The sequence below is a fragment of the Paraburkholderia sp. MPAMCS5 genome, from assembly GCF_036016995.1.
Lineage (GTDB): Bacteria > Pseudomonadota > Gammaproteobacteria > Burkholderiales > Burkholderiaceae > Paraburkholderia.
In genome coordinates, this window is record NZ_JAYXBK010000008.1 from 168,303 (window position 1) to 188,326 (window position 20,024).

General features: G+C 61.0%; 14 protein-coding genes. 7 read left to right on the top strand and 7 right to left on the bottom strand.

Annotated features, from left to right (window positions below; translation table 11 throughout):
* Window positions 1-48: 48 nt before the first annotated feature.
* From VOM14_RS19900 to VOM14_RS19910, 3 genes are all read right to left on the bottom strand, one after another.
* A complete protein-coding gene (locus VOM14_RS19900) occupies window positions 49-969 on the bottom strand; it encodes a hypothetical protein (protein WP_327630449.1) in 921 nt (306 codons plus the stop codon).
* 149 nt (window positions 970-1,118) lie between these two features.
* Window positions 1,119-1,466 (bottom strand): hypothetical protein, encoded by a 348-nt coding sequence (locus tag VOM14_RS19905; RefSeq protein WP_327630450.1) that lies wholly within the window; start codon window positions 1,464-1,466, stop codon window positions 1,119-1,121.
* 55 nt (window positions 1,467-1,521) lie between these two features.
* Window positions 1,522-1,869, bottom strand: coding sequence for a hypothetical protein (locus tag VOM14_RS19910; RefSeq protein ID WP_327630451.1), 348 nt, complete (start codon window positions 1,867-1,869; stop codon window positions 1,522-1,524).
* Between the two features lie 940 nt (window positions 1,870-2,809).
* On the opposite strand from VOM14_RS19910, the gene VOM14_RS19915 reads away from it, so the two are divergent.
* The 6 genes from VOM14_RS19915 (at window position 2,810) to VOM14_RS19940 (ending at window position 12,172) form a co-directional block, all read left to right on the top strand.
* Window positions 2,810-5,053, top strand: a complete 2,244-nt coding sequence (locus VOM14_RS19915) for a polysaccharide biosynthesis tyrosine autokinase (protein WP_327630452.1) — start codon at window positions 2,810-2,812, stop codon at window positions 5,051-5,053.
* A gap of 260 nt (window positions 5,054-5,313) precedes the next feature.
* The gene (locus tag VOM14_RS19920; RefSeq protein WP_327630453.1) at window positions 5,314-6,012 is read left to right on the top strand and encodes a FadR/GntR family transcriptional regulator; all 699 of its coding nucleotides are present in this window, start codon (window positions 5,314-5,316) and stop codon (window positions 6,010-6,012) included.
* Window positions 6,013-6,873: 861 nt separating this feature from the next.
* Window positions 6,874-7,854, top strand: a complete 981-nt coding sequence (locus tag VOM14_RS19925) for a helix-turn-helix domain-containing protein (RefSeq protein ID WP_327630454.1) — start codon at window positions 6,874-6,876, stop codon at window positions 7,852-7,854.
* Window positions 7,855-7,940: 86 nt separating this feature from the next.
* Window positions 7,941-9,527: a sugar phosphate nucleotidyltransferase gene (locus VOM14_RS19930; protein WP_327630455.1), complete on the top strand. Its 1,587-nt coding sequence runs from the start codon at window positions 7,941-7,943 to the stop codon at window positions 9,525-9,527.
* A gap of 52 nt (window positions 9,528-9,579) precedes the next feature.
* Window positions 9,580-10,965, top strand: a complete 1,386-nt coding sequence (locus tag VOM14_RS19935; protein ID WP_327630456.1) for an undecaprenyl-phosphate glucose phosphotransferase — start codon at window positions 9,580-9,582, stop codon at window positions 10,963-10,965.
* Window positions 10,966-11,032: 67 nt separating this feature from the next.
* Window positions 11,033-12,172, top strand: a complete 1,140-nt coding sequence (locus VOM14_RS19940; protein WP_327630457.1) for a polysaccharide biosynthesis/export family protein — start codon at window positions 11,033-11,035, stop codon at window positions 12,170-12,172.
* A gap of 437 nt (window positions 12,173-12,609) precedes the next feature.
* Here VOM14_RS19940 and VOM14_RS19945 read toward each other — a convergent pair whose 3' ends face one another.
* Together VOM14_RS19945 and VOM14_RS19950 are read right to left on the bottom strand one after the other, a co-directional pair.
* On the bottom strand, window positions 12,610-13,257 hold the full coding sequence (locus VOM14_RS19945; protein ID WP_327630458.1) for a hypothetical protein: 648 nt from the start codon (window positions 13,255-13,257) through the stop codon (window positions 12,610-12,612).
* A 263-nt stretch (window positions 13,258-13,520) separates the two neighbouring features.
* Complete coding sequence (locus tag VOM14_RS19950) at window positions 13,521-14,153, bottom strand: FMN-binding negative transcriptional regulator (protein WP_327630459.1); 633 nt, start codon at window positions 14,151-14,153, stop codon at window positions 13,521-13,523.
* A 90-nt stretch (window positions 14,154-14,243) separates the two neighbouring features.
* Between VOM14_RS19950 and pdxR the strand changes: the two genes are divergently transcribed.
* On the top strand, window positions 14,244-15,797 hold the full coding sequence (pdxR, locus tag VOM14_RS19955; protein WP_327630460.1) for a MocR-like pyridoxine biosynthesis transcription factor PdxR: 1,554 nt from the start codon (window positions 14,244-14,246) through the stop codon (window positions 15,795-15,797).
* Window positions 15,798-15,934: 137 nt separating this feature from the next.
* Here the strand turns inward: pdxR and VOM14_RS19960 are convergent, their stop codons facing one another.
* Both VOM14_RS19960 and VOM14_RS19965 read right to left on the bottom strand, forming a co-directional pair.
* Window positions 15,935-18,394, bottom strand: coding sequence for a membrane-bound PQQ-dependent dehydrogenase, glucose/quinate/shikimate family (locus VOM14_RS19960; RefSeq protein ID WP_327630461.1), 2,460 nt, complete (start codon window positions 18,392-18,394; stop codon window positions 15,935-15,937).
* Window positions 18,395-19,054: 660 nt separating this feature from the next.
* The gene (locus tag VOM14_RS19965; protein WP_327630462.1) at window positions 19,055-19,741 is read right to left on the bottom strand and encodes a class I SAM-dependent methyltransferase; all 687 of its coding nucleotides are present in this window, start codon (window positions 19,739-19,741) and stop codon (window positions 19,055-19,057) included.
* Window positions 19,742-20,024: the final 283 nt, after the last annotated feature.

Consider the following 20,024-nt stretch of genomic DNA (forward strand, 5'->3'; position numbering starts at 1 on the left):
GCAAATCTCTTTTCATCGAGTGCAGGTTGCCGTTCCTTCCAGAACAACCTATTTCAGCAGCGATACCTCGATGCTGTGGCTCGTGACCGGTGACGTCTTCACAGCGGCAATGTCATTGTGCGCGTCACGGGCCGAGGGCGCATTCGCCGGTACGCCCGAGGACTGCGACTGCGCGCCGGTTTCCGGAACAGGAAGGCCGAGACGTGCGCGCACGAACGGATCGCGATACTTTTCGTCGTCGGAATATTGCGGCGCTTCAGGAGCCTTCGGGGCCTTCGCAAGCGGCGCGGTCGTGCCGGGGCAGAGGTGGCCGGTCGCTTCCACCGCCTTGCGATTGGCGTCGCTTTGGCACAGCAGCGCGAGCGCGACATCGGTCAGACCCATTGCACGGAACTCGCGCGCATCCAGTCGGCGCACGCAAGCCTGATCGACCTGGGTCGTGCCGCCCGTCACGCCGAAACCCGTGACCGAAAGTCCGAAGCTCGTCGAGCCCATGCAGGTGTCGGAAAGCGTCGTGGTCAATCCAGGTGCGGCGATGGCCGGCGTGGTGCGCACGGAGTACGAACTCTGGTTGTAGTCCACCGTCGCACGCGTGTCATAGGCGCTCGATCCCGGGCCCGTTGCGGCCTTGCTGGTGACGTCGGCACCCGCGCCGCCGCTCGTGCCCGTGCCCGCGCCGGTGGATGCCGTCATGGTCGGCATGGTCACGGATACGTTGACATTCGACGAGCCGCCCATCGCGTTGGCGCTTCCGATGCCGCCGACCGACGACGAGTTCGAATTGGTGGTGGCCGACGAATTCGCCGACGTCCCGATGTTATTCAGGCTCGATCCGCCGCCCTGGCCGATGCCGACGGAAGTGGAACCCGATGTCGATCCCGACGACGAATTGGCGGTCGTATCGGCGTAGGCAGCGTGCGCGGTGCAGAACATCACGGCACATGCCAGGTACAGAGCATTCCTTGTCATTTTACTTCTCCCGATATGGAGGGGTGCCGCAAAAGTCGTCATCGCAACAAGCGACCCCGGATCAACGATGTCGTTTTTTATAGTTGAGGAAAAGGGGCGGCTGGGCTGACCCGAGATCAATCCAGACGCCACCTGTCAGCACCCGACTATTACCAGCCGCGGCCCAGCGAACTCCACGCGTTGGCCGCCGCATCGGCACCGGAGAGGCCGGTTGCCGAGGACGTGCCGTGACCATATCCGCCCGCCGTCGACGTGTTGGTGTGGCTCGCCGTTGCGTTCGTGAAATTGCCGGTTGTGCCGTAGCCGCTGCCGGCGAGCGCTTGCGCATTGCTGTTGGCCGCGCCGTAGTCGCTTGCTGAGAAGGAACCACAACCCGTAACGGCTGCAAACGTCGTTCCGCCCGATGTCGAGATCGAGGAGGAATTCGTTCCGGTCCCCGCCAGCGCCGTAACCGAGCTAAGCGCGAACAGTGCAGCAACGATCATTTTACTTTTCATGATTCGTCATCCTAAACAAAGTGAAAGGTACGTATTCCGTCTTTCAGTCGCCGGTTTAATGCCAGCCGGTGCCCAGACGGCTCCATGCATTTGCCGCTGCGTCGGCGCCCGAGGTGCCGCCAGCCGTCGCGCCGCCGAAGCCGAAGCCGCTCACTTTCGACGTGTTGGTGTGGCTCGTCGTGGCGTTCGTCGCCGTGCCGGTATCGCCATAGCCCGTACCCGCGACGGAATAAGCGTTGCCATTTGCCGCGCCCGAATCCGTTGCGACGAAGTGGCCGAACCCGAATACGGCAGCGGCGGTCGAGCCACCCGACGTCGCCGTGGAGCTGGAATCCGTTCCCATAGCGAAGGACGCGGCGGAAACGAGCGAGAGCACTGCTGCTGCGATCAGATTGCGTTTCATGGTCAATCTCCAGATTGAAGGCGCATGGTTTCCCAGCTACATCGGCGCCGAAATGTAGCCGGTACAGCAAGAAAGGCTTGCATTCAGCTCAGTCGCGCTGAACCGGATTCGCAAAGGCCACAACGCGTTGCGGCGCGATCGCGCCGCGACGCAATGTGGATCGCGGAGAGTCTTTCCACTTGCGATAGAAAACGGCAGAAGAGATGTCACACGAAGACGCGGCCGCGATGGCATCGCATCGCGCTGCAATGAAGTCGTGCACGAGCGTCCCTTCGCACGATGGTGCGATCGAGCGGGCGACTATCGCGCACGACTGAGTGATCTTCATGAGTTTCCCCCTGGGCATCGAATGGATGCCTTATTGCTGGCGTGCAGTGATGAACCGCATCTGGCATGTTTCGGACTCTACGAAACGTGCACTCAGATATCCGTGGTCCATCGAACACTCCGCGCCGAAGTGGTGAATTGCAGTGTGCGGCAGCGCTCTTTGCAAGCGCCTGAGAAGCGCGACTTCGCAGTGACGCCGTGAATCAGGTATTGAAGTGTGAGCGTTTAAAACAATAAGGATGGCGAAACGTATTGCTCGATGTGACAGGCGATTGCGTCGTTGCGTGCGTCAGCGCGCCAGTGATGCAACGTGGCGTTGCAGAAGTTCCGTCCGCACACTTACGCAGTGTTTCATGCGAGACCTCGAAGCGCTTCGGTCAGACATTTGGTGATTTTCCCTTGAGCAGCGATTGGGTCTTCGATCGTTAAGCGCGATACGCCGCTTATCGCGGATCGGCCGACGGGATTTGTGTTCAGTAACGCGCATACCTCGCGTTGCGCGATGCGTATTGTTCGACCTAAGAAAAAGACGATAAGAATCCAGTCGTGCATTTCCATCGCTCGCATCCGTTGCTTCGCGCGCTCAAAGAAAATCACGTGACGAGACGTTCCCATGGCACATATGAATCCCGCATCCGCGACCGTCATTGAACGTAGCGATGAATTCGATCCTGGATCGATCATCGACACGTTGATGAATCACCGCGTGCTGATTGTCGTCACGACCTTGCTTTTCGTCTCGCTCGGCGCCGTCTACGCGTTCTGCGCGACGCCCGTCTATCGAGCCAATATCTCGATCAGGATCGACGACAGTCCATCCAGCACGCTGCCGGATGGAAAAGATCGAGTGCGTAATGCTTCTTCTCTATTCGAGCAGAGAACTTCCGCCGAAAGCGAGATTCAGGTGCTGAGATCAAAAACCATCGCGATGCAAACGGTGGATTCGCTCAAGCTCTATATCGACGCCCAGCCGAAACGCCTTCCGCTGGTCGGCGGCCTGATCGCGCGGAATATCGAAGGACGCTACACGCCTGGACTATTTGGCTGGGGTGGCTATGTCTGGGGCGACGAATCCATCAGCGTGTCCACGTTCGACGTGCCGAGGCGCGCCGAAGGATCGGAGTACAGCGTCACCGCTTTATCTCACGGGCAATATGAGTTGCGCGGACCGGGACTCGAACTGCCGGTCACTGGAAAAGTTGGCGTGGAGGAGCACTTTGAAAGCATCCACGGACCGATTACTTTGCTGGTGAGTAAGCTCGATGGCGAAAGTGGGGCTGTGTTCAATGTGACGCGGCACTCGCGTCAACAGGCGCTCGAACAATTGCAAAGAGGTTTGCTGGTCGATGAGCAAGGTAACAGGTCGAATGTCCTCAGTGTTCTGCTGGAAGGCGCCGATCCGGTTCTCGTGACCGCGATACTCAACAACATCGGCCGCGAGTACGTCCGTCAGAACGAGAGTCAGAAGGGGGCTGCTGCCGCGAAGTCGCTCAATTACCTGGAGATGCAACTACCGCAGGCGAAGCGCGACGTGGATCAGGCAGAGCAAGCCTACAACGCCTACCGCAATAGTCATGGTTTGCTCGATGCCGAGGAGGAGAGCCGCCTCATCCTGAGACAGACCACTGAAGCCGAAACGCGCCTCTTCGATCTCAAGCGTCAACGGCAAGACCTGATGTTGCGCTTTTCCGCCGGGCATCCGAGTGTGGAAGCGATCGACCAGCAGATCTCGAGCACCAGCAAATATGTCGACAGTCTCGGTGCGCGCGTGCGCTCTATGCCGGCTGCCGAACAAGGTGCGCTGCGGCTCATGCGAGATGTGCGGGTGAGTTCCGACATGTATGCGGCGTTGCGCGGCAACATCGACACGCTGCGTCTGGCAAAGGCCGGCGAGTCGGCCTCCGTGCAGATGCTCGATACCGCGGACGTCCCCGAGCGGCCGATCAAACCGGCAAAGGCGCTCGTCATGCTCGTCTCTGCATTTCTGGGGCTTCTTGCCGGCATCGCGCTTGCCTTCATGCGCGACTATCTGTTCAAGGGCGTGTCCGACCCGAGTGTGCTGGAGTCGCGTACCGGCCTGACTGTCTACGCGACGATTCCGGTCAGCGATCAGCAGAACCAGTTGACACGGAAGATGACGGTCAAAGGCGAGGAGAGGCTTACTCTGGCTTTCGAACACCCGGCAGACCCGGCTATTGAAGCATTGCGCACGATGCGTGCGTCGCTGCAATTCGCATTGAATGGGGACCGCAACAACGTGGTCATGCTCGCGGGGCCGCTTCCCGGAATCGGCAAGTCGTTCCTCTCCGCGAATCTCAGCACGTTGCTCGCGTCAGCTGGAAAGCGCGTGCTGCTGGTGGATGGCGACTTGCGCCGCGGTCATTTGAATCAGTACTTCGGCTTGCCGCGCGGCGCGGGGTTCGCCGAGGTGATCGCGGGTACGAGTTCGTTCGACGACGCTGTGCACATGCACGTGCTCCCGAATCTCGATGTGCTTCAGTGCGGCGCTTATCCGCACGACCCCGCCGAACTGTTATTGAGCAGCAATTTCAGGGAGAGCATTCGTGCCGCGTCGGAGCGCTACGACATCGTGCTGCTCGACGCGCCGGCCATTCTTGCCGTGTCGGATACGGCGACCATGGCGCCCGTCGCCGACTCGATCTTCATGGTCGCGCGTTTCGCCGATACACGCGCGGGCGAGATATCCGAAGCGGTCAAGCGCCTCGCTCAGACGGGCGCCAAAGTGGAAGGCATTCTGCTGAACGGATTCAAGGTCAGTCGCGGCAATTACGCGCAGTCGCGCCGATACGGCGGCTACGCGTACGAAGCCTATTGCTCGGAATCGGTCAAGAAGTAACGCACGAGCAGAGAATTTTAAAGTCGTTAGGGTGGCTAAATATAGTGGTAGTCAGTTGTGGCGATATTGGATTGCTGCTCGCAACGTGTTGCGATATGCATCGATTGCATGATCAGTGTGTGCGGACGCACGTTATGCGAACTCAAGCCGATGCACGATGTTGACATGGAAAAGCAAGCGAAAAAGCCCTGTAAACCAAGGCGAAAATGCGAGAGAGACCAGATCTTGGCGTAACGCCTCACAGTGTCACGAGAACGAAAATGAACCACGGATACGAAGCCTCGCTCGTCAAACGAGTGGTCAATCAGCTGGTGGCCGGCATTATCAACGGGGATTACGCGGACCACGTGCTGCCTCCACAGGTCATCCTGTCGAAGACGCACGGCGTGAGCCGCGCGATCATGCGTGAAGCGATCAGCATTCTGGTTTCGCGCCGGATGCTCGATGTCAGGACCAAGACGGGCACCCGCATCACGCCGTCGCGTGACTGGCTGATCATCGATCATGAGGTGGCGGACTGGCGGCTTCGCGCCACGCCCGACCCCGAGTATCTGCACGGACTGATCGCGTTTCGCAAGCTTGTCGATCCCCGTGCGGCCGCGTTCGCGGCGGCTCGCGCAAGCCGGCATCAGCGCATTGCGATCACCGCGATGTATCAGAACCTTCAGCGGACGAGGGGCGATCAGGTCGCGCAGGAAGCGGCGGAAGACGCACTGCAAGCAGCAATTATCGAGGCAAGCGGCGACCCATTGCTCAGGCAAATGGGCAGCATCGTCAGAATGGGTCTGAGGGCCATGCAGGCGGCTCCGCGTATGCAAAGGCACTCGCACGACGCGTGGCTGGCCGACTACGGAAAAGTCGTGCGCGCGATTGAAGGCGGCGATGCCGAGCGCGCCGAATCGGCCATGATGCGACTCGTTACTCACAGCGCAGATCTTCTGCGGGGAGAAGCGGTTTGAGCTGAGTACAGTGACGCCGCTTCTGGTAGTACGAAACGATGCTTTCGTCTGCTTATAAGAAGGTGCGATACGGCGGCGCGACATCGCGAGCCGTCTCGCGGCGAGGAGTGTCGTCAGACTGCCGGATCGCGAGACCTCAGCCGCCCCTACGTTTGTCCGCTGCCGCGCGTTGCGGAAATTGCATAGTGCATTTCCGCAATCTTATGACCGATTCGCCCTGGCGCCCTTGGGGCGCGGGACGCCCGGGTGTGCAGGTTGCGTCAGCGTTCCGCGCGGTCTTTTTCGTGTTTCAATTCTGAAACATTAATCGCCGTGTTTATATTCGGCGAGTCGAATAAGAACAAATTAAATAATTGGCGTCGCAGGTAAAGTGTTTCAATTAGTCACGGTTTTGACTAATTGAAACATGCCTTATGTATGGTCAGTGGAAACGGCGTGCGGTAAGATGCCTGGCAAATCCGCGCACTGAGGCGAAACTGCCCGCAGGTGTCGTCGGGAGAAGAATAAACCCTTCTTTTCCCGGGTGCTTTCGCGCGGATTGGATTGTGCTCTCTGCGATTTTTGAGTCGCGATCCAGTGTGCGGTGCCGAACGAAATACGCTCTTGGTTTGCACTAATATTCGCACAACGCCAATTCACTGATATGTGGAACCCGGCAATTAATTCAGTGAAGTTTTGCGTGGCTGAATTTTGCCGAAAAACAACCGACGAACCGCTCCATTTAATGCGCCAACATGTCAGCACTATCGGTCATGGCGGCTAAACGCTGGATGCCCGATAGCTATGATGCACGGCACAGAGACGGGCCCTCTGCGGCCTGAAGGGTGGTGGGGTCGATCCGTTTTCTGTGAGGGGATAGCTATGATGTCCGCGAGTCTCGATCTCGAATCTGCAATGCTCCGCTGGGTGCACGCGCCCGACAAAGGGATGCGTCGTATCGCGATACTGTTGTTCAACGACTGCTCGCTGCAAGGTGCCGGCGTAGTCGCCGAAGTGTTCCAGGCGGCGAATGAACTGGCTTCGTCGGGCACCGGCGGCGCGTCTTACGAGGTGTGCTTCCTGTCGGCCGAAGGCGGCATGGTGGCAACGTCGTCGGGTTTGCGGGCGTGGACCGACCCGGTCGACGCCCGGCATTTCGGCGGTTTCGACGCGCTGTATGTCGCCGGCGGCAAGGGCGCGAGTGCTGCCGCTCAGGACGAACAGCTGATTGCCTGGTTGCGTCGGATTCGCCGCAACACCGGCGTGGTCCGTCCGATTGCGGAAGGGCGCGCTCTGGTCGACGCCTCTCTCCCGTCCGACGCAGCCGAGCTGAACGAAATGAGCAATGCGCCGCGCCATCCCGAGCATGCCGGGGACGCGGGCGATCGCATCGAGTCGATGAGAAGCGCGCTCGCGATGATCAAGCGCGATCTCGGCGCCGCAGTCGCGCGCACCGTCGCGGAGCGCCTTCTGGCCGATTCGTGTTCGAGTCTCGCGCCGCTGCTCGGCGACGAGGGCGCGCTTACGCCGGGCGACAAGGTCCGCGCGGCGGCCCGCTGGCTGCAGGAAAACTGCCAGCAGGCCATCTCGATCGCGGACGCCGCGCAGTTCGCCGCGATGAGCGAGCGCAACTTTCTGCGCCGCTTCAAGATGGAAATGGGCATTACGCCTTCGAGTTTTCTGCTGCATGAACGTCTCGCCGTGACGTGCAGTCTGTTGACCGAGTCCGAGTTGCCGGTCGACAAGATCGCGCGCCGCACGGGCATGGGCAATGGCGACAGGCTCGCGAAAGTATTTCGCAAGCGTATGCGAATCTCGCCCACCGAGTTCCGCATACAAAGCCGTCGCATGGCCGGCCAATAGCATCGACGGAGTCAGCCGGGGTACTCGCCATGAGCGGGCTCCGGCCTCTCTTTTCGCTGGTTTAAGCACTACAAAGGATTGCCAATATGTCGACTCAGGGAGCTCTTAGCGACGTGTCGTCCGAAACGGGCGGCGGGGCAGCCGGCGCGCGTTGCGCGCGCATTGTCCCGGTCATTCTCGCAGGCGGGTCGGGCACGCGGTTGTGGCCCGTGTCGCGCGAAAACTATCCGAAGCAGCTTATCGATGTGGTCGGCTCCGACTCTCTGCTGCAAGCCACCGCGCGACGCATGAACGGCTTTCCCGAGAACTGGAAAGTCGACGCCTCGCCGATCATCGTATGCGGTGAAGAGCACCGCTTCGTCATTGCTGAACAGCTGCAGGAAAACGGCGTGAAGCCGCGCCTGATTGTCGAGCCCGGCCGCCGCGATACGGCGCCCGCGCTCACGCTTGCCGCATCGCTCGCATGCGCGGACGGCGAAGACGGCATCCTCGTCGTGATGCCGGCCGATCATTCGATCGCCGATCTCGACGCATTGCAAGGCGCGCTGGAAAACGCGGCACGCTACGCAGAACAAGGTGCGATCGCGACGCTCGGTGTGCCGCCCACGCGCCCCGATACGGGCTTCGGCTATATCCGCATTGGCGCTGCGCTGTCGAACGGCGGGCACGCGATCGACGGCTTCGTCGAAAAGCCCGCGGAAGAACTCGCGGCGCAATACGTTGCAGCAGGCACGTATTGGTGGAATAGCGGCATCTTCATCGTGCGCGCGAGCGTGTGGCTCGATACGCTGAAGCGTCTGCAACCCGACATGCATGCTGCGTGCGAACGCGCGTTCAGCGGCGGGCGCACCGAGGGCGCGTATTTCCGCCCGCTCGTCGATGCGTTCCTCAGCGCGCCCGCGGATTCGATCGACTATGCGGTGATGGAGCGCCTGACCGAGACGGTGGACACCGAAGGCGCGCATGCCGCCGCGGCCGCCGATGCAACTGATGCCGCTGATTCGACCCACAGCGCAAACGCGGCAACGCCTGCCGGCGTGGTCATCCGGCTCGAAGCCGGCTGGTCCGATCTCGGTTCGTGGGACGCGGTGTGGGCCGCCATGGACAAAGACGCCAACGGCAACGCCGGACGCGGCCGTGTGACGTTCGAAGGCGCGGTGTCGAGCTACGCGCATTCCGAAGGACGCCTCGTCGCCTGCGTCGGCACGACGAATGTCGTCGTGGTCGAAACAGCCGACGCGGTGCTCGTGGTGGACCGCTCGCACGTGCAGGACGTCAAGGGCCTCGTGTCGCGCATCAAGGCGCAACACGCGCCGGAAGCGGACGCGCATCGCAAGGTTCATCGCCCGTGGGGCTTTTACGATTCCATCGACCACGGTGAGCGCTTTCAGGTCAAGCGCATCGTCGTGTCGCCGGGAGCGCAGCTTTCGCTGCAACTGCATCACCATCGCGCGGAACATTGGGTCGTGGTGTCCGGCACGGCGCTCGTCACGCGAGGCGAAGAGCAGTTCCTGCTGAGCGAGAACGAATCGACTTACATTCCGCTCGGCACGCGGCACCGGCTGGAAAACCCGGGCAAGGTGCCGCTCGAGATCATTGAAATTCAATCGGGCACCTATCTCGGCGAAGACGACATCGTGCGATTCGACGACAACTATGGCCGCTGCTCATAGGCAACGTGCGTGACGGGTTGCGAACGGCAACGGCCAGTACGAGGTAAGCAAAATGCGCAAGTTTCAGGACCTGCTCGCGCGAATTTTCGACGTCGCGTTGGTGCTCGCAGGAGCGGCAGTCGCTTCGCAAATTCGTTTCGAGGACCTCGCTCATTCCGGCTTCTACTGGACGCTGGCGATGTTCTCTGCTGCCTTCGCGCTGGCCATTTTCCCCGCGTTCGGCGTGTATGAATCGTGGCGCGGCCGCTCGAAGCTCGCGCTCGCGGGGCAGGTGTCGCTGGCGTGGCTGATCGTGCAGGGCTGCGCGCTCGTGCTGATGTATTCGTTGCATCGCATCGATTCCGTTTCGCGTTTGTGGTTCTCGTACTGGACTGCCGTCGCCGGCGGCTTGCTGATTTCGTACCGGCTCATCACGCATGCCGTGCTCGCCCGCGCACGGACGGCGGGTATGAATCTGCATCAGGTGGCGATCGTGGGCAGCGGCTCGCAATGCGACGCGCTGATTCGTCGTATCGATTTCTCGCCCGGCACCGGATTTCGCGCGACGGCGGTCTACAACACCAGTCCCGACAAGTCGCCGCTGACCAGCACGGGCGTCCCGGCTTTCGACAGTGTGGATGCGCTCGCCGAATACATCCGCACCAATGACGTTCATGAACTGTGGCTGATGCTGTCGCTTTCCGAGGAACCGCTGATCTGCTCGCTCGTCGGCGAATTCCGTGAAGATCTCGTGAATATCCGCTTCATGCCGGACGTGCGCAGTCTTGCGTTGTTCGAAGGCAGCGGCGTGGTCGATCTGCTCGGCGTGCCGGCGATCAACCTGGTGGCGTCGCCGCTGTCGGCGAACTCGATGCTGAAGAAAGAGATCTTCGATCGCCTGTTCGCGGCTGCGGCGCTCTTCTGTCTCGCGCCGCTTTTGCTGGGCATTGCGATCGCGGTGAAGCTGTCGTCGCGCGGGCCGGTGTTCTTCAAGCAGAAGCGCAAGGGCGCGGACGGACGCGTGTTCACTATCTACAAGTTTCGATCGATGCGTCTGCACACGGAGGAAAAAGGCATCCTGAAGCAGGCAACGCGCGACGATCCGCGCGTCACGCGTGTGGGCGCGTTTCTGCGCCGTACGAGCCTCGATGAACTACCGCAGTTTTTTAATGTATTGCGTGGCGACATGTCGGTCGTGGGACCGCGTCCTCATGCGCTCGAGCACGACGACCTCTATCAGAAAGTGGTCGCGGGCTACATCAATCGCTATCGGATCAAGCCGGGTATTACAGGTTGGGCGCAGATCAACGGCTTTCGTGGCGAGACCGACCGCATCGAGAAGATGGAGCGTCGTGTCGAACATGACCTGTATTACCTGGGGCATTGGTCGTTCGGACTCGACATGCGGATTATCGGCGCAACGATTGTTGCCGGCTTGGCACATCGAAACGCCTATTAGTTGTTAACAAGGCCCGCAGGGCGCTGCTTCATGTGAGGACAGCCGCTTTGCGCAAGGAGGAAATATTATGAGCTCGCTTCGTACACGCACGGGAAGTCTTACGGTTTTTGCCATCGCTGCATTGCTTGCGGGCTGCGCTGCCGCGCCCGGTCAACGGATGATCACGCCGGCCGCCGTTCAGGAAACGGGCGGCGATTTCAGCAGTGAACCTGCGCAGCAGCAGAACATCCCGATTACCGATATCAATCTGCAATTGGTGCGCAAGATGCGCACGGAGGAGGCCGCCACCGCGCTGCCGCCCGCCACGCTCGCGCTCTTCGGCAAGCCGACCGCGTATCGCGTCGGTCCTGGCGACGTGCTGCAGATCGTCGTGTGGGATCACCCGGAACTCGCGGCGGCGCTGGGCCAGCCGGCTGCGAGCGGCAAGACGACGGATGCCGCGCAGGGCTTTCTCATCGACGATCAGGGCAATGTGCAGTTCCCGTATGCGGGCACGTTGCATGTGCAGGGCAAGGACGTCGGCACGATCCAGAAGGAACTGTATAGCCGCTTGAGCAAGGTCTACCAGAAGCCGGAAGTGACGGTGCGTGTTGCATCGTTCCGCGCTTCGCAGGTGTTCATCGACGGCGAAGTCCGCACGCCCGGCGCGCAATCGATCAATGACATCTCGATGTCGCTCACGAGCGCGATCAGCCAGGGCGGCGGCTTCAGCCCGAATGCTGACCGCAGCCGCGTCGAACTGATCCGTAATGGCGTCACGTACAAGCTGAACCTCGACGATCTGCTCAAGCGCGGCCAGAACCCGTCGAACATCTATCTGCAACCGGGCGACTCCGTGCGCGTTGCGTCACGCGAAGATAGCGGCGTCTATGTGATGGGCGAAGTGAACAAGCCGGCGACCATCATGCCGATGCGCAACGGTTCGCTGACGCTTTCGCAAGCCATTTCGGACAGCGGCAGCTTCGATTCGAACACGGCGGCAACGCGGCAACTGTTCGTGATCCGCGGCTCGACGACGGACTCGCCGCAGGTCTATCACCTCGACGCGACTTCGCCGGTTTCGATGATCCTCGCGAATCAGTTCGAGCTGGAGCCGAAGGACGTCGTGTACGTGGGCCAGGGCGGCCTCGTTCGCTTCAACCGTGTGCTGAACCTCCTGCTGCCGGCGATCAACGCGGCTGTGACGGGCGCGGTGCTCGCGAAGTAATGACCGTGTGACCGTGTGACGAACACGGCTGCGGGTGGTTGACGGTTAAAGGCGGGCAGGTCGGCGACGTGGATGGCGCCGACCTTGCCTGATGCTTTGAACTGGGGCGCGCGAGGTGTGCGTCGTCGATCACCCGCTCGCGGCTGCGATGGCGGTCGAGTTTGCTTCTCTCTGTTTTTCTCCCGGTGAATCGCGTGCCGCTGGTGGCCTCGGCGGATTAGCGCGTACCGATCTTCGACGGCGACGTGCGAGGGTGCTTGCTAATCGGCAAGCACGCGGGCGCGACACTGCTCGTCTCGCGCCACATGGTTTGTATTCCGAAGTATTGATCTCGCGCGGACTCGCGTGACGAGACTTGACGATCTGATTGACGACACTGAATGCCGCCACCGGGCCAGGTTGCGGCACATACGCCGCAACCCAACCGCAACGACAGCCTATTGCGCGACGACGTAACCCCGTGCCTGCATGCATGCGCCGTATGCGGCCCAGTACTGGGTCATCGGCGGCTCGGGTGCGGGCAGCGGCGGCAGGGTCGCGGTGGGCGTGCCGGTGGCCGGTTGTGATGCGCCTGTGGCGCTGGCCATCGTCGCCGTTTCGGACGCGCCCTTGTCCGCGACTGACGCAGACGCCGGCTGGGCCGCCGACGCCGCATGGCCGCCCTTCGTAGCCGCGACTGCCGTGCCGCTTGCCGGTGTTCCCGGTGCGCCCGGTGCCGCGTTGCCGGCGGTCGCCGTGGCATTTCCCTGCTTCGCGCCCGAAGCCGCGTTGGGCGCCGCCGGCGCGCCGTCGGCGGGCATGCTCGCGCCCATCGGAGCCGCTGAGAACGTGCTCGGCGGCAGCGGCGGACGCGACGGCGCGCCGGTCGACGATGTCTTGCTCGCAGGCGGTTTGCTCGGCGGACGTTGCGATTCGTGCACCATGTTGATCTTGGTTTGCTTGTTCGCAGTCGCGTAGCACAACGCACTATCGACGCTGCGTTGTGCAGGGCCTTGGGCTCGAATCGGATAGATCAGCGGTTGCCACGCGAAGGCCGCGTTGCTCACCGCCATGAGGGTCATCAGGGTATAGGTTTTGTATCCCATCGCAGTCGCTCCCGCAGCGATGTTTAGCCGGTTCCGGCAATGTGCGCTTTGCGTGCGTTCTGATCGCTTTGATGTCGCCGCAAAACGGCGGCTCACTGTGCTCGCAAAGGCTCGTGCCTTAGCGTACCACTTTCGTGCGCCGGCTCGGTGCGTTGCATAACGGGGGAAAACGCCATCGTGCAGGCGAATCAGGACATGCGGCACGAGGGCAGCGCGCGATGCGATGCAATGCGCAAAGACGCATTCACTGCGCTCCGTGTCTGTTATTCCTTCTGCGCCGCGCAGTCGAGCATCGCGTTGCCGATCCGGTTGCCTTGCGCCTGCAACGCTGCGCCCGCGCCCTGAATGTCGCGGACGTCCTTGTTCTGGCTTAGCTTGCTCTTGCCCACCAGGCGCGTGATGTCGATCTGCACGCCGACAATCGCCTTGAGCAGCGTGTCGATGTATTCGCCGGGCGCATCGCCCATTTTCCACGGCGCGGGCTGCGTGGCCTCGTGCGTGCGCGTGAGGCGCGCGACCACGCCACGCACATATTTCTCGTCGTCGCGGATCGTGATACGCCCATGTGCATGCACCACGACGTAGTTCCACGTCGGCACCTGCTTGTGGGTTTCGTGCTTGCTCGGATACCAGGTCGGCGAAACGTACGCATCGCCCGCACGAAACACGACGAGCACTTCGTCGCCATTCGCTACGTCCTGCCAGAGCGGGTTATTGCGCGCAACGTGCCCATGCAGCACGCCGAGTTCGCCTTCGTTCGGCGCGAGTTCGAGCGGGATGTGATTGGCGTCGAGACCGCTTTTGCCATGAGTAATCAGCGTGCCGAAGGGATTTTGCGCGATGAGCGCATGCAACACGTCCTGGCGGGACTCGTTGAAATGGGCCGGTACGTACATGGTTGCTCCGTTGAGTTTCTGCGCGCAGTGTGCACCGAAACTGGTTTATCCTGTAGAGCCAGTTTGAATCATTTTTATTAAACCAGAATTATGGCGCGAACCGCGCGTGTATTGGACATCCCCGCGCTCGGCGCACTCGAGCGCGACGCGGGCAACCTGTCCGCCCAGTTGGCCGAGTTGCTGCGAGAGGCGGTGCGCGACACGGCGCTCGCGCCGGGCGACGCATTGCCGTCGACGCGGCTCCTCGCCGCGTCGCTTCAGCTCGCGCGCGGCACGGTCGTGGAAGCGTACGAGCAACTGATCGCCGAGGGCTTTCTCGAAGCTCGGCGCGGTGCGGCCACGCGCGTTGCCGGGGCCTTGTCGGGCGCCGGAGCCGCGACGCGCGCTCGCCGTGCCGCCACGCTTCGCCGCCGGCCGTCGCGCTTGAGTTTGCCCGAACCGGCGGCGCGCTTCGCCGGATTGGCGCGCGAATTCACACCATTGCGGCCGATGCCGTTTGCGATCTCGGTGCCGATCGGCCTGACCGCGCCCGCCGACATCTGGCGCCGGCTCGGCAATCGTCTGCGCGCAAAAGGCGCGGGCGCGCCCGCGGGTTACGACGACCCGCGAGGCGCGCTGCCGCTGCGCGAGGCGATTGCGGCCTATGTGCGCAAGTCGCGCTCGGTGCAGTGCGAGGCGAGCCAGGTGATCGTTACAAGCGGCACGCAGCAGGGCTTGTATCTCGCGAGTCAGGTCTTGCTCGGAGTGAAGGATCAGGCGTGGGTCGAAGATCCCGCGTATCGCGGCCTCACCGCGATCCTCGAAAATAACGGGCGCGGCAGTGCAATGATTCGCGTGCCGGTGGATGCAGAGGGACTCGATGTCGAAGCCGGCATTCGCCGCGCGCCGCACGCGAAAGTGGCGTTCGTGACGCCGTCGCATCAATATCCGCTCGGCATGCCGCTCAGCATGGCGAGACGCGGCGCGCTGCTGAAGTGGGCGCGCGCGAACGACGCATGGGTCGTCGAGGACGACTACGACAGCGAGTTCCGCTACGAGGGTTATCCGTTTCCGTCGCTGCAAAGTTCAGATGCCGATCGCGTGATTTACCTCGGCACCTTCAGCAAGATTCTGTTCCCGTCGCTGCGGCTGGGTTATGTGATCGCGCCGAACGATCTGGCGGATGCGTTTTGCGGCGCGCGGGTGCTCATGGACCGTCATCCACCGAACGCGGATCAGCACGTTCTCACGGCGTTCATGGCGGAAGGACATCTGGAGCGGCATATCAGGCGCGTTCGCAATGTCTATGCGGACCATCGCGCGCAACTCATTGCCGTGCTCGGCAAGTTGCTCGCGCCCGAGGTCGCATGGGTGCAGCCCGGCGATCAGGGCATGCATCTCGTGCTGTGGCTCGATCAGCGCCTTGACGACCGCGAGGTGGCCGCGCTCGCGGCGCAATCCGGCGTTGCGGTGCGCGCGGTATCGCCGATGTTTTCACAGGGGAACGGGCGGCCTGGGCTGGTCCTCGGATTCGGCGGGTTCAGTAGCGCTCAGATGGAAGCGGCGGCGCGGCGTCTTGCGGGTGTGATTGCAGAGGCAATTCGCGCGTTACGACCACTGGCGCTTCTTTCGTCCAAAGGCCGCAAGCGTGTGCCACGCGGGTAATTTCACGCGTGACACTGGTGAAAGAGCGGAACCGGCTTTGTGGTTTTGTTGTGGGCGCAACAGCTTGTTGCCGCATTGCTCATGTCGCGCCACGACCGGACTCAATCGGTCGTGGCGCACGAGAGCCTAAGCCAATGTCATGCGCCGCGCTTCGGTAAAGCGTAGGCGATCACGTAATCGCCTGGTGCCGTCAGCATGAAATGATGACCTGCTGCAACGATGACAACGAACTGGCGGCCATTCATTTCATACGTCATGGGCGTTGCCTGACCGCCCGTCGGCAGGACATCGCTCCAGACGACCTTGCCCGTTTTGATGTCGATCGCGCGAAGAAGATTGTCTGTCGCAGCCGCGATGAAAACGAGGCCGCCAGCCGTGATCATCGGACCGCCGTTATTCGGTGTCCCCATGTGGATCGGCAATCCCGTTGATAGCCCGAAAGGTCCGTTCGCGCGTGCCGTACCGAGTGGGCGCTGCCATAACACCTGCCGGGTGTGCATGTCGATCGCTGTGGTCATTCCGTAGGGTGGCTCGGTGCACAGCAGGTTCGTATAGCTCATGACGAACGGGCTGATAAAAACGCCATAAGGTGTCTCTGCTTGCGCGCCTGAACCATCGCCGTGCGGATCGAAGGCCGAGTCGTCGATCGACCTGAGGTGGCCCGCGTCAGCCTGAGAGCGAGTGAGCAACCGGTTGTACATCGCGGTGTTATTCCAGTTGGCGATCAGCACGCCAGTTGTCGGGTCATATGCCATGCTCCCCCATTCGCTCCCGCCGTTATTTCCGGGGTATTGAATCCAGGATCGCGTGAGGCTGGGCGCCGTGAATTCGCCTTCATAACGTGCGCGCCGGAACTTGAGTCGGCAATAGAGTTGGTCAAGTGGCGTGAGTCCCCACATCTGCTTTTCGCTGAGATCGGGAAAGCGGAGTTGCGGCATACCGACCGACCACGGCTGGGTCGGCGAGCGCGGATCTTCCGGGAGGACGCCCGGAGGTGCCGGACGCTCTTCAACGGCAGTCAATGGCTCTCCATTACGCCGGTCGAGCACGAAGGTCTGGCCGCGCTTGGTGGGCACGATCATCGCGGGGACCGGGACACCATCCTTATCGGGGAAGTCGATCAATGTGGGCTGCGACGCGATGTCATAGTCCCAGACATCCTTGTGCACGGTCTGAAATACCCAACGCGACTCACCGGTACGCGCGTCTAGCGCCACGATCGCGGAAGAAACCGCGTTCTCTTCGGGCGAGCGCAGCGCGCTGTAGTAGTCCACAGCGGAGTTTCCCGTCGGCACATAAATAAGACCTAGCTTCTCGTCGCCCACCATGATGGCCCATGAATTGGGCGTGCCACGGCTGTACCATTTGCCCGGCGGCGGTTCGGCATGATCGTGAGGACGCTTGACGTCCCACGCCCATACAAACTTGCCGGTCTCGGCGCTGTAACCTCGAATGACGCCGGACGGCGCCCAGCGACGTTGGCCGTCCAGTACCTCGTGATTCGTGACGATGACGCCGTTGACCACGGTCGGCGGCGACGGTTCGGCGACGAAGCCGGGCACGGATGGTCCCATTCCGATCATAAGATCGACTTGGCCATGCGTGCCGAATGCTTCGCATGCCTTACCTGTTTTTGCATCGACTGCGATCAGCCGCTCGTCCAGCGTCGCCTCGATGATCCGTTGCGCGCACGGGAGCGAAGCGGAAAGAGTCTGCGATTTGTAGTACACCACGCCGCGACAGGCCGCCGTGTACGGTACGTTTTCGTACTTCACGCCTGATTTATAACGCCAGATCTGACGCCCGGTCGCTGCGTCGAGCCTCACCAGATCGTTCGTGGCAGAGCACAGGTAGACCGCGTCGCCAATTTTGAGTGGGGTTGTCTCCGCGGCCCATTTGTTTCGCTGGCCAGCCGGAGGTAGGTCGCCGGTACGGTACACCCACGCTCGCTGCAATTGGCTGACGTTCTCCGGCGTGATTTGCTTGAGAGGCGAGTAGCGTGTCGCATCATTGTCGCGGCCATAAGCCGTCCAGTCGCCGTCGGGTTGTGGCGCAGCGTTGGATATCGCTGCTGCGAGCGGCTTATCCGGAAACGGCCCTTGTGCCGACGTGACATGGTAAGGCACGAAGGCGAGCGCAAAGGCGACGAGAAAGATGGCCGCCATCATGCCGGCCAGCGAGAAGGCCACTTTCTTCCTGACGTTCAGTATCGGCAACAGTAGCGCCAGCAAAAAAGCGAAGAACGTCATCAGTCCAAGGCGCGGCACCCAGCCCCAGTAATCCAGACCACTTTCCCATGCAGTCCATATCGCCGTTCCTGAATATACGATCGCGTACAGCCACGCTCCTGACTGACGAAGACGAAACAGTTGTACTCCAGACACGGCAATCCCAGCGCCTGCGGCCAGGTAATACGCAGATCCTCCGAGCCAGATCAACCAGCCACCGCCCGCGACGAACGCCAACCCGAACAGAACGAACGATATTGCTAGCAGACGCAATGGCCATCGCAACACGCCCCGTTCCTGCGTTGTCGAGGGCGACAGAGGTAATGGCAATGAGGAAGCGCCACTTTCCTGCCATGTCGGGGGGGCCATGAGCTTCTCTCCTCATAACGATTATGCAGAGTTCGCGGAAGTGGAACGTCGCCTCAGTAAAGCCGAAAACGGAAAGGGCAGTGTTTTCTACGGAATCATTCGGAGCGTCATTAAAAGGAGTTTCCGTGCATCTTTAAATCAATGAAAATTTCAACGCGAGCAGTCGAAAATCACCCGTGCGAGCGCGTGAACGCTGCATGCGGCCACCAGTGGAAAGACCAACCATGACAGAAGGCGATTTGAGCCAGGCTCATCAATTTCGTGCGCGAAGAAGCGCCGGCCGTCCGCTTCAATCTGCCGAACAGAAGCCGCCTTGTTAGCGCATTAAGGCTCTTTTATGGATTGCTTCATTGGGTGGACGATTGCGCGGCTTGTCTTTTTAACGGCAGCCCGACTAGTCTGACGTGCAACCACCCATTCAAAGATCACGTAATGAATCTTAGGCACCGGGAGGGAAATATCCGTTCGCTGCCGCACCTATCCATGATGCCGTTCCGGAGGAACTGAGCTTCATGGATAAATGACGAAAGAACTGATCTAAGAGGACGGCCAGCCGTAGGATGGATGTGCGGAATGAAGCGGCGCGTGAGGCGCTCACGATTGATCGGGTATGCTAAGCAAAAGCAATAATTTCGAATGAAAAAGGCACATCGCTTCCGTTTACTGTTGAACCTTCGGTAGTCCTCCCTCAGGCCTCAGCACGGCTATATTCCATTTAAGTCGGGAGGACGCGTGAACGAGGCGGATGCGATCAATCTCCTCGAATCCGGTCTTCAACGCTTTCCATGTTCTTATTCCGTCGGGGTGATGCCACATGCTGACAATCATTATTCCTCCGGGGGCAAGGAAGCCCGCAAATCGACGTGCCACCTCGTCAGGCCGTTCAAAATAATAAAGTATTTCGTTAAACACGATGACGTCAAACGTTTGCGAGGTGTCGAACGCGGCGGCATTGGCCACAGCGAACTCCGCTCCCTTGATGTTCGAGCGGCGCGCCTTTTCTATCCCGACTTCTGACAGGTCGATGCCGAAATAGCTCGATATGCGAGCACTGGTAAGCCATTCTGCGAGGATGCCCGCTCCACATCCAACGTCCAGGACGCGTGCGGCGGGTTTCAGGTAGCGGCAATATCCGCAGATCACGCTATACCGGCCAAGTTCTCCGGTGGCGGAGAGGTAGTCCCAGGTTCCGGTCTGGTACTCGCGATCCCAGGTTTGTCCTGAGATCAAGGCGCGACGGGGCAAAATCAAAGCTTTGAGCGCCGCCGGCATGAATCTGTGGACAGGCCAACCCAGAGCTTTTCTGAGTAGTCTGCCAGTGGTCAAACGCTGGGTTGGATTGAGCAAGGCAGTCTCCGTCTGGCACCGACATTAGCAATGCAGCTGCAACGCGGCGAGGTTTAAACTATTGAGCAAGCAGGTTAAAAGCTCTGGAGAACTATATTAGACGGACAAGAGCGCATGAACGGGATACATCGAGTTAACGGGCGTACCGTGACAGATGAATGGCGGATAGCCATGCAGAGATGCGTGGGATGGCGAACAGACAGCGAGCGGATGGAGAGAGACCGATGTACCCGCTCTTCGCGCTGGAGGTGATCGGGCAGCGGTGAGCGGGCGGCACTATGGC

What these genes read in the sequence shown, in the direction of transcription:
- VOM14_RS19960 (WP_327630461.1), bottom strand. Translation starts at nt 18,394, where the DNA reads ATGGCCCCCCCGACATGGCAGGAAAGTGGCGCTTCCTCATTGCCATTA.
- VOM14_RS19930 (WP_327630455.1), top strand. Translation starts at nt 7,941, where the DNA reads ATGTCGACTCAGGGAGCTCTTAGCGACGTGTCGTCCGAAACGGGCGGC.
- VOM14_RS19950 (WP_327630459.1), bottom strand. Translation starts at nt 14,153, where the DNA reads ATGTACGTACCGGCCCATTTCAACGAGTCCCGCCAGGACGTGTTGCAT.
- VOM14_RS19920 (WP_327630453.1), top strand. Translation starts at nt 5,314, where the DNA reads ATGAACCACGGATACGAAGCCTCGCTCGTCAAACGAGTGGTCAATCAG.
- VOM14_RS19910 (WP_327630451.1), bottom strand. Translation starts at nt 1,869, where the DNA reads ATGAAACGCAATCTGATCGCAGCAGCAGTGCTCTCGCTCGTTTCCGCC.
- VOM14_RS19935 (WP_327630456.1), top strand. Translation starts at nt 9,580, where the DNA reads ATGCGCAAGTTTCAGGACCTGCTCGCGCGAATTTTCGACGTCGCGTTG.
- VOM14_RS19905 (WP_327630450.1), bottom strand. Translation starts at nt 1,466, where the DNA reads ATGAAAAGTAAAATGATCGTTGCTGCACTGTTCGCGCTTAGCTCGGTT.
- VOM14_RS19925 (WP_327630454.1), top strand. Translation starts at nt 6,874, where the DNA reads ATGATGTCCGCGAGTCTCGATCTCGAATCTGCAATGCTCCGCTGGGTG.
- VOM14_RS19900 (WP_327630449.1), bottom strand. Translation starts at nt 969, where the DNA reads ATGACAAGGAATGCTCTGTACCTGGCATGTGCCGTGATGTTCTGCACC.
- pdxR (WP_327630460.1), top strand. Translation starts at nt 14,244, where the DNA reads ATGGCGCGAACCGCGCGTGTATTGGACATCCCCGCGCTCGGCGCACTC.
- VOM14_RS19940 (WP_327630457.1), top strand. Translation starts at nt 11,033, where the DNA reads ATGAGCTCGCTTCGTACACGCACGGGAAGTCTTACGGTTTTTGCCATC.
- VOM14_RS19945 (WP_327630458.1), bottom strand. Translation starts at nt 13,257, where the DNA reads ATGGGATACAAAACCTATACCCTGATGACCCTCATGGCGGTGAGCAAC.
- VOM14_RS19915 (WP_327630452.1), top strand. Translation starts at nt 2,810, where the DNA reads ATGGCACATATGAATCCCGCATCCGCGACCGTCATTGAACGTAGCGAT.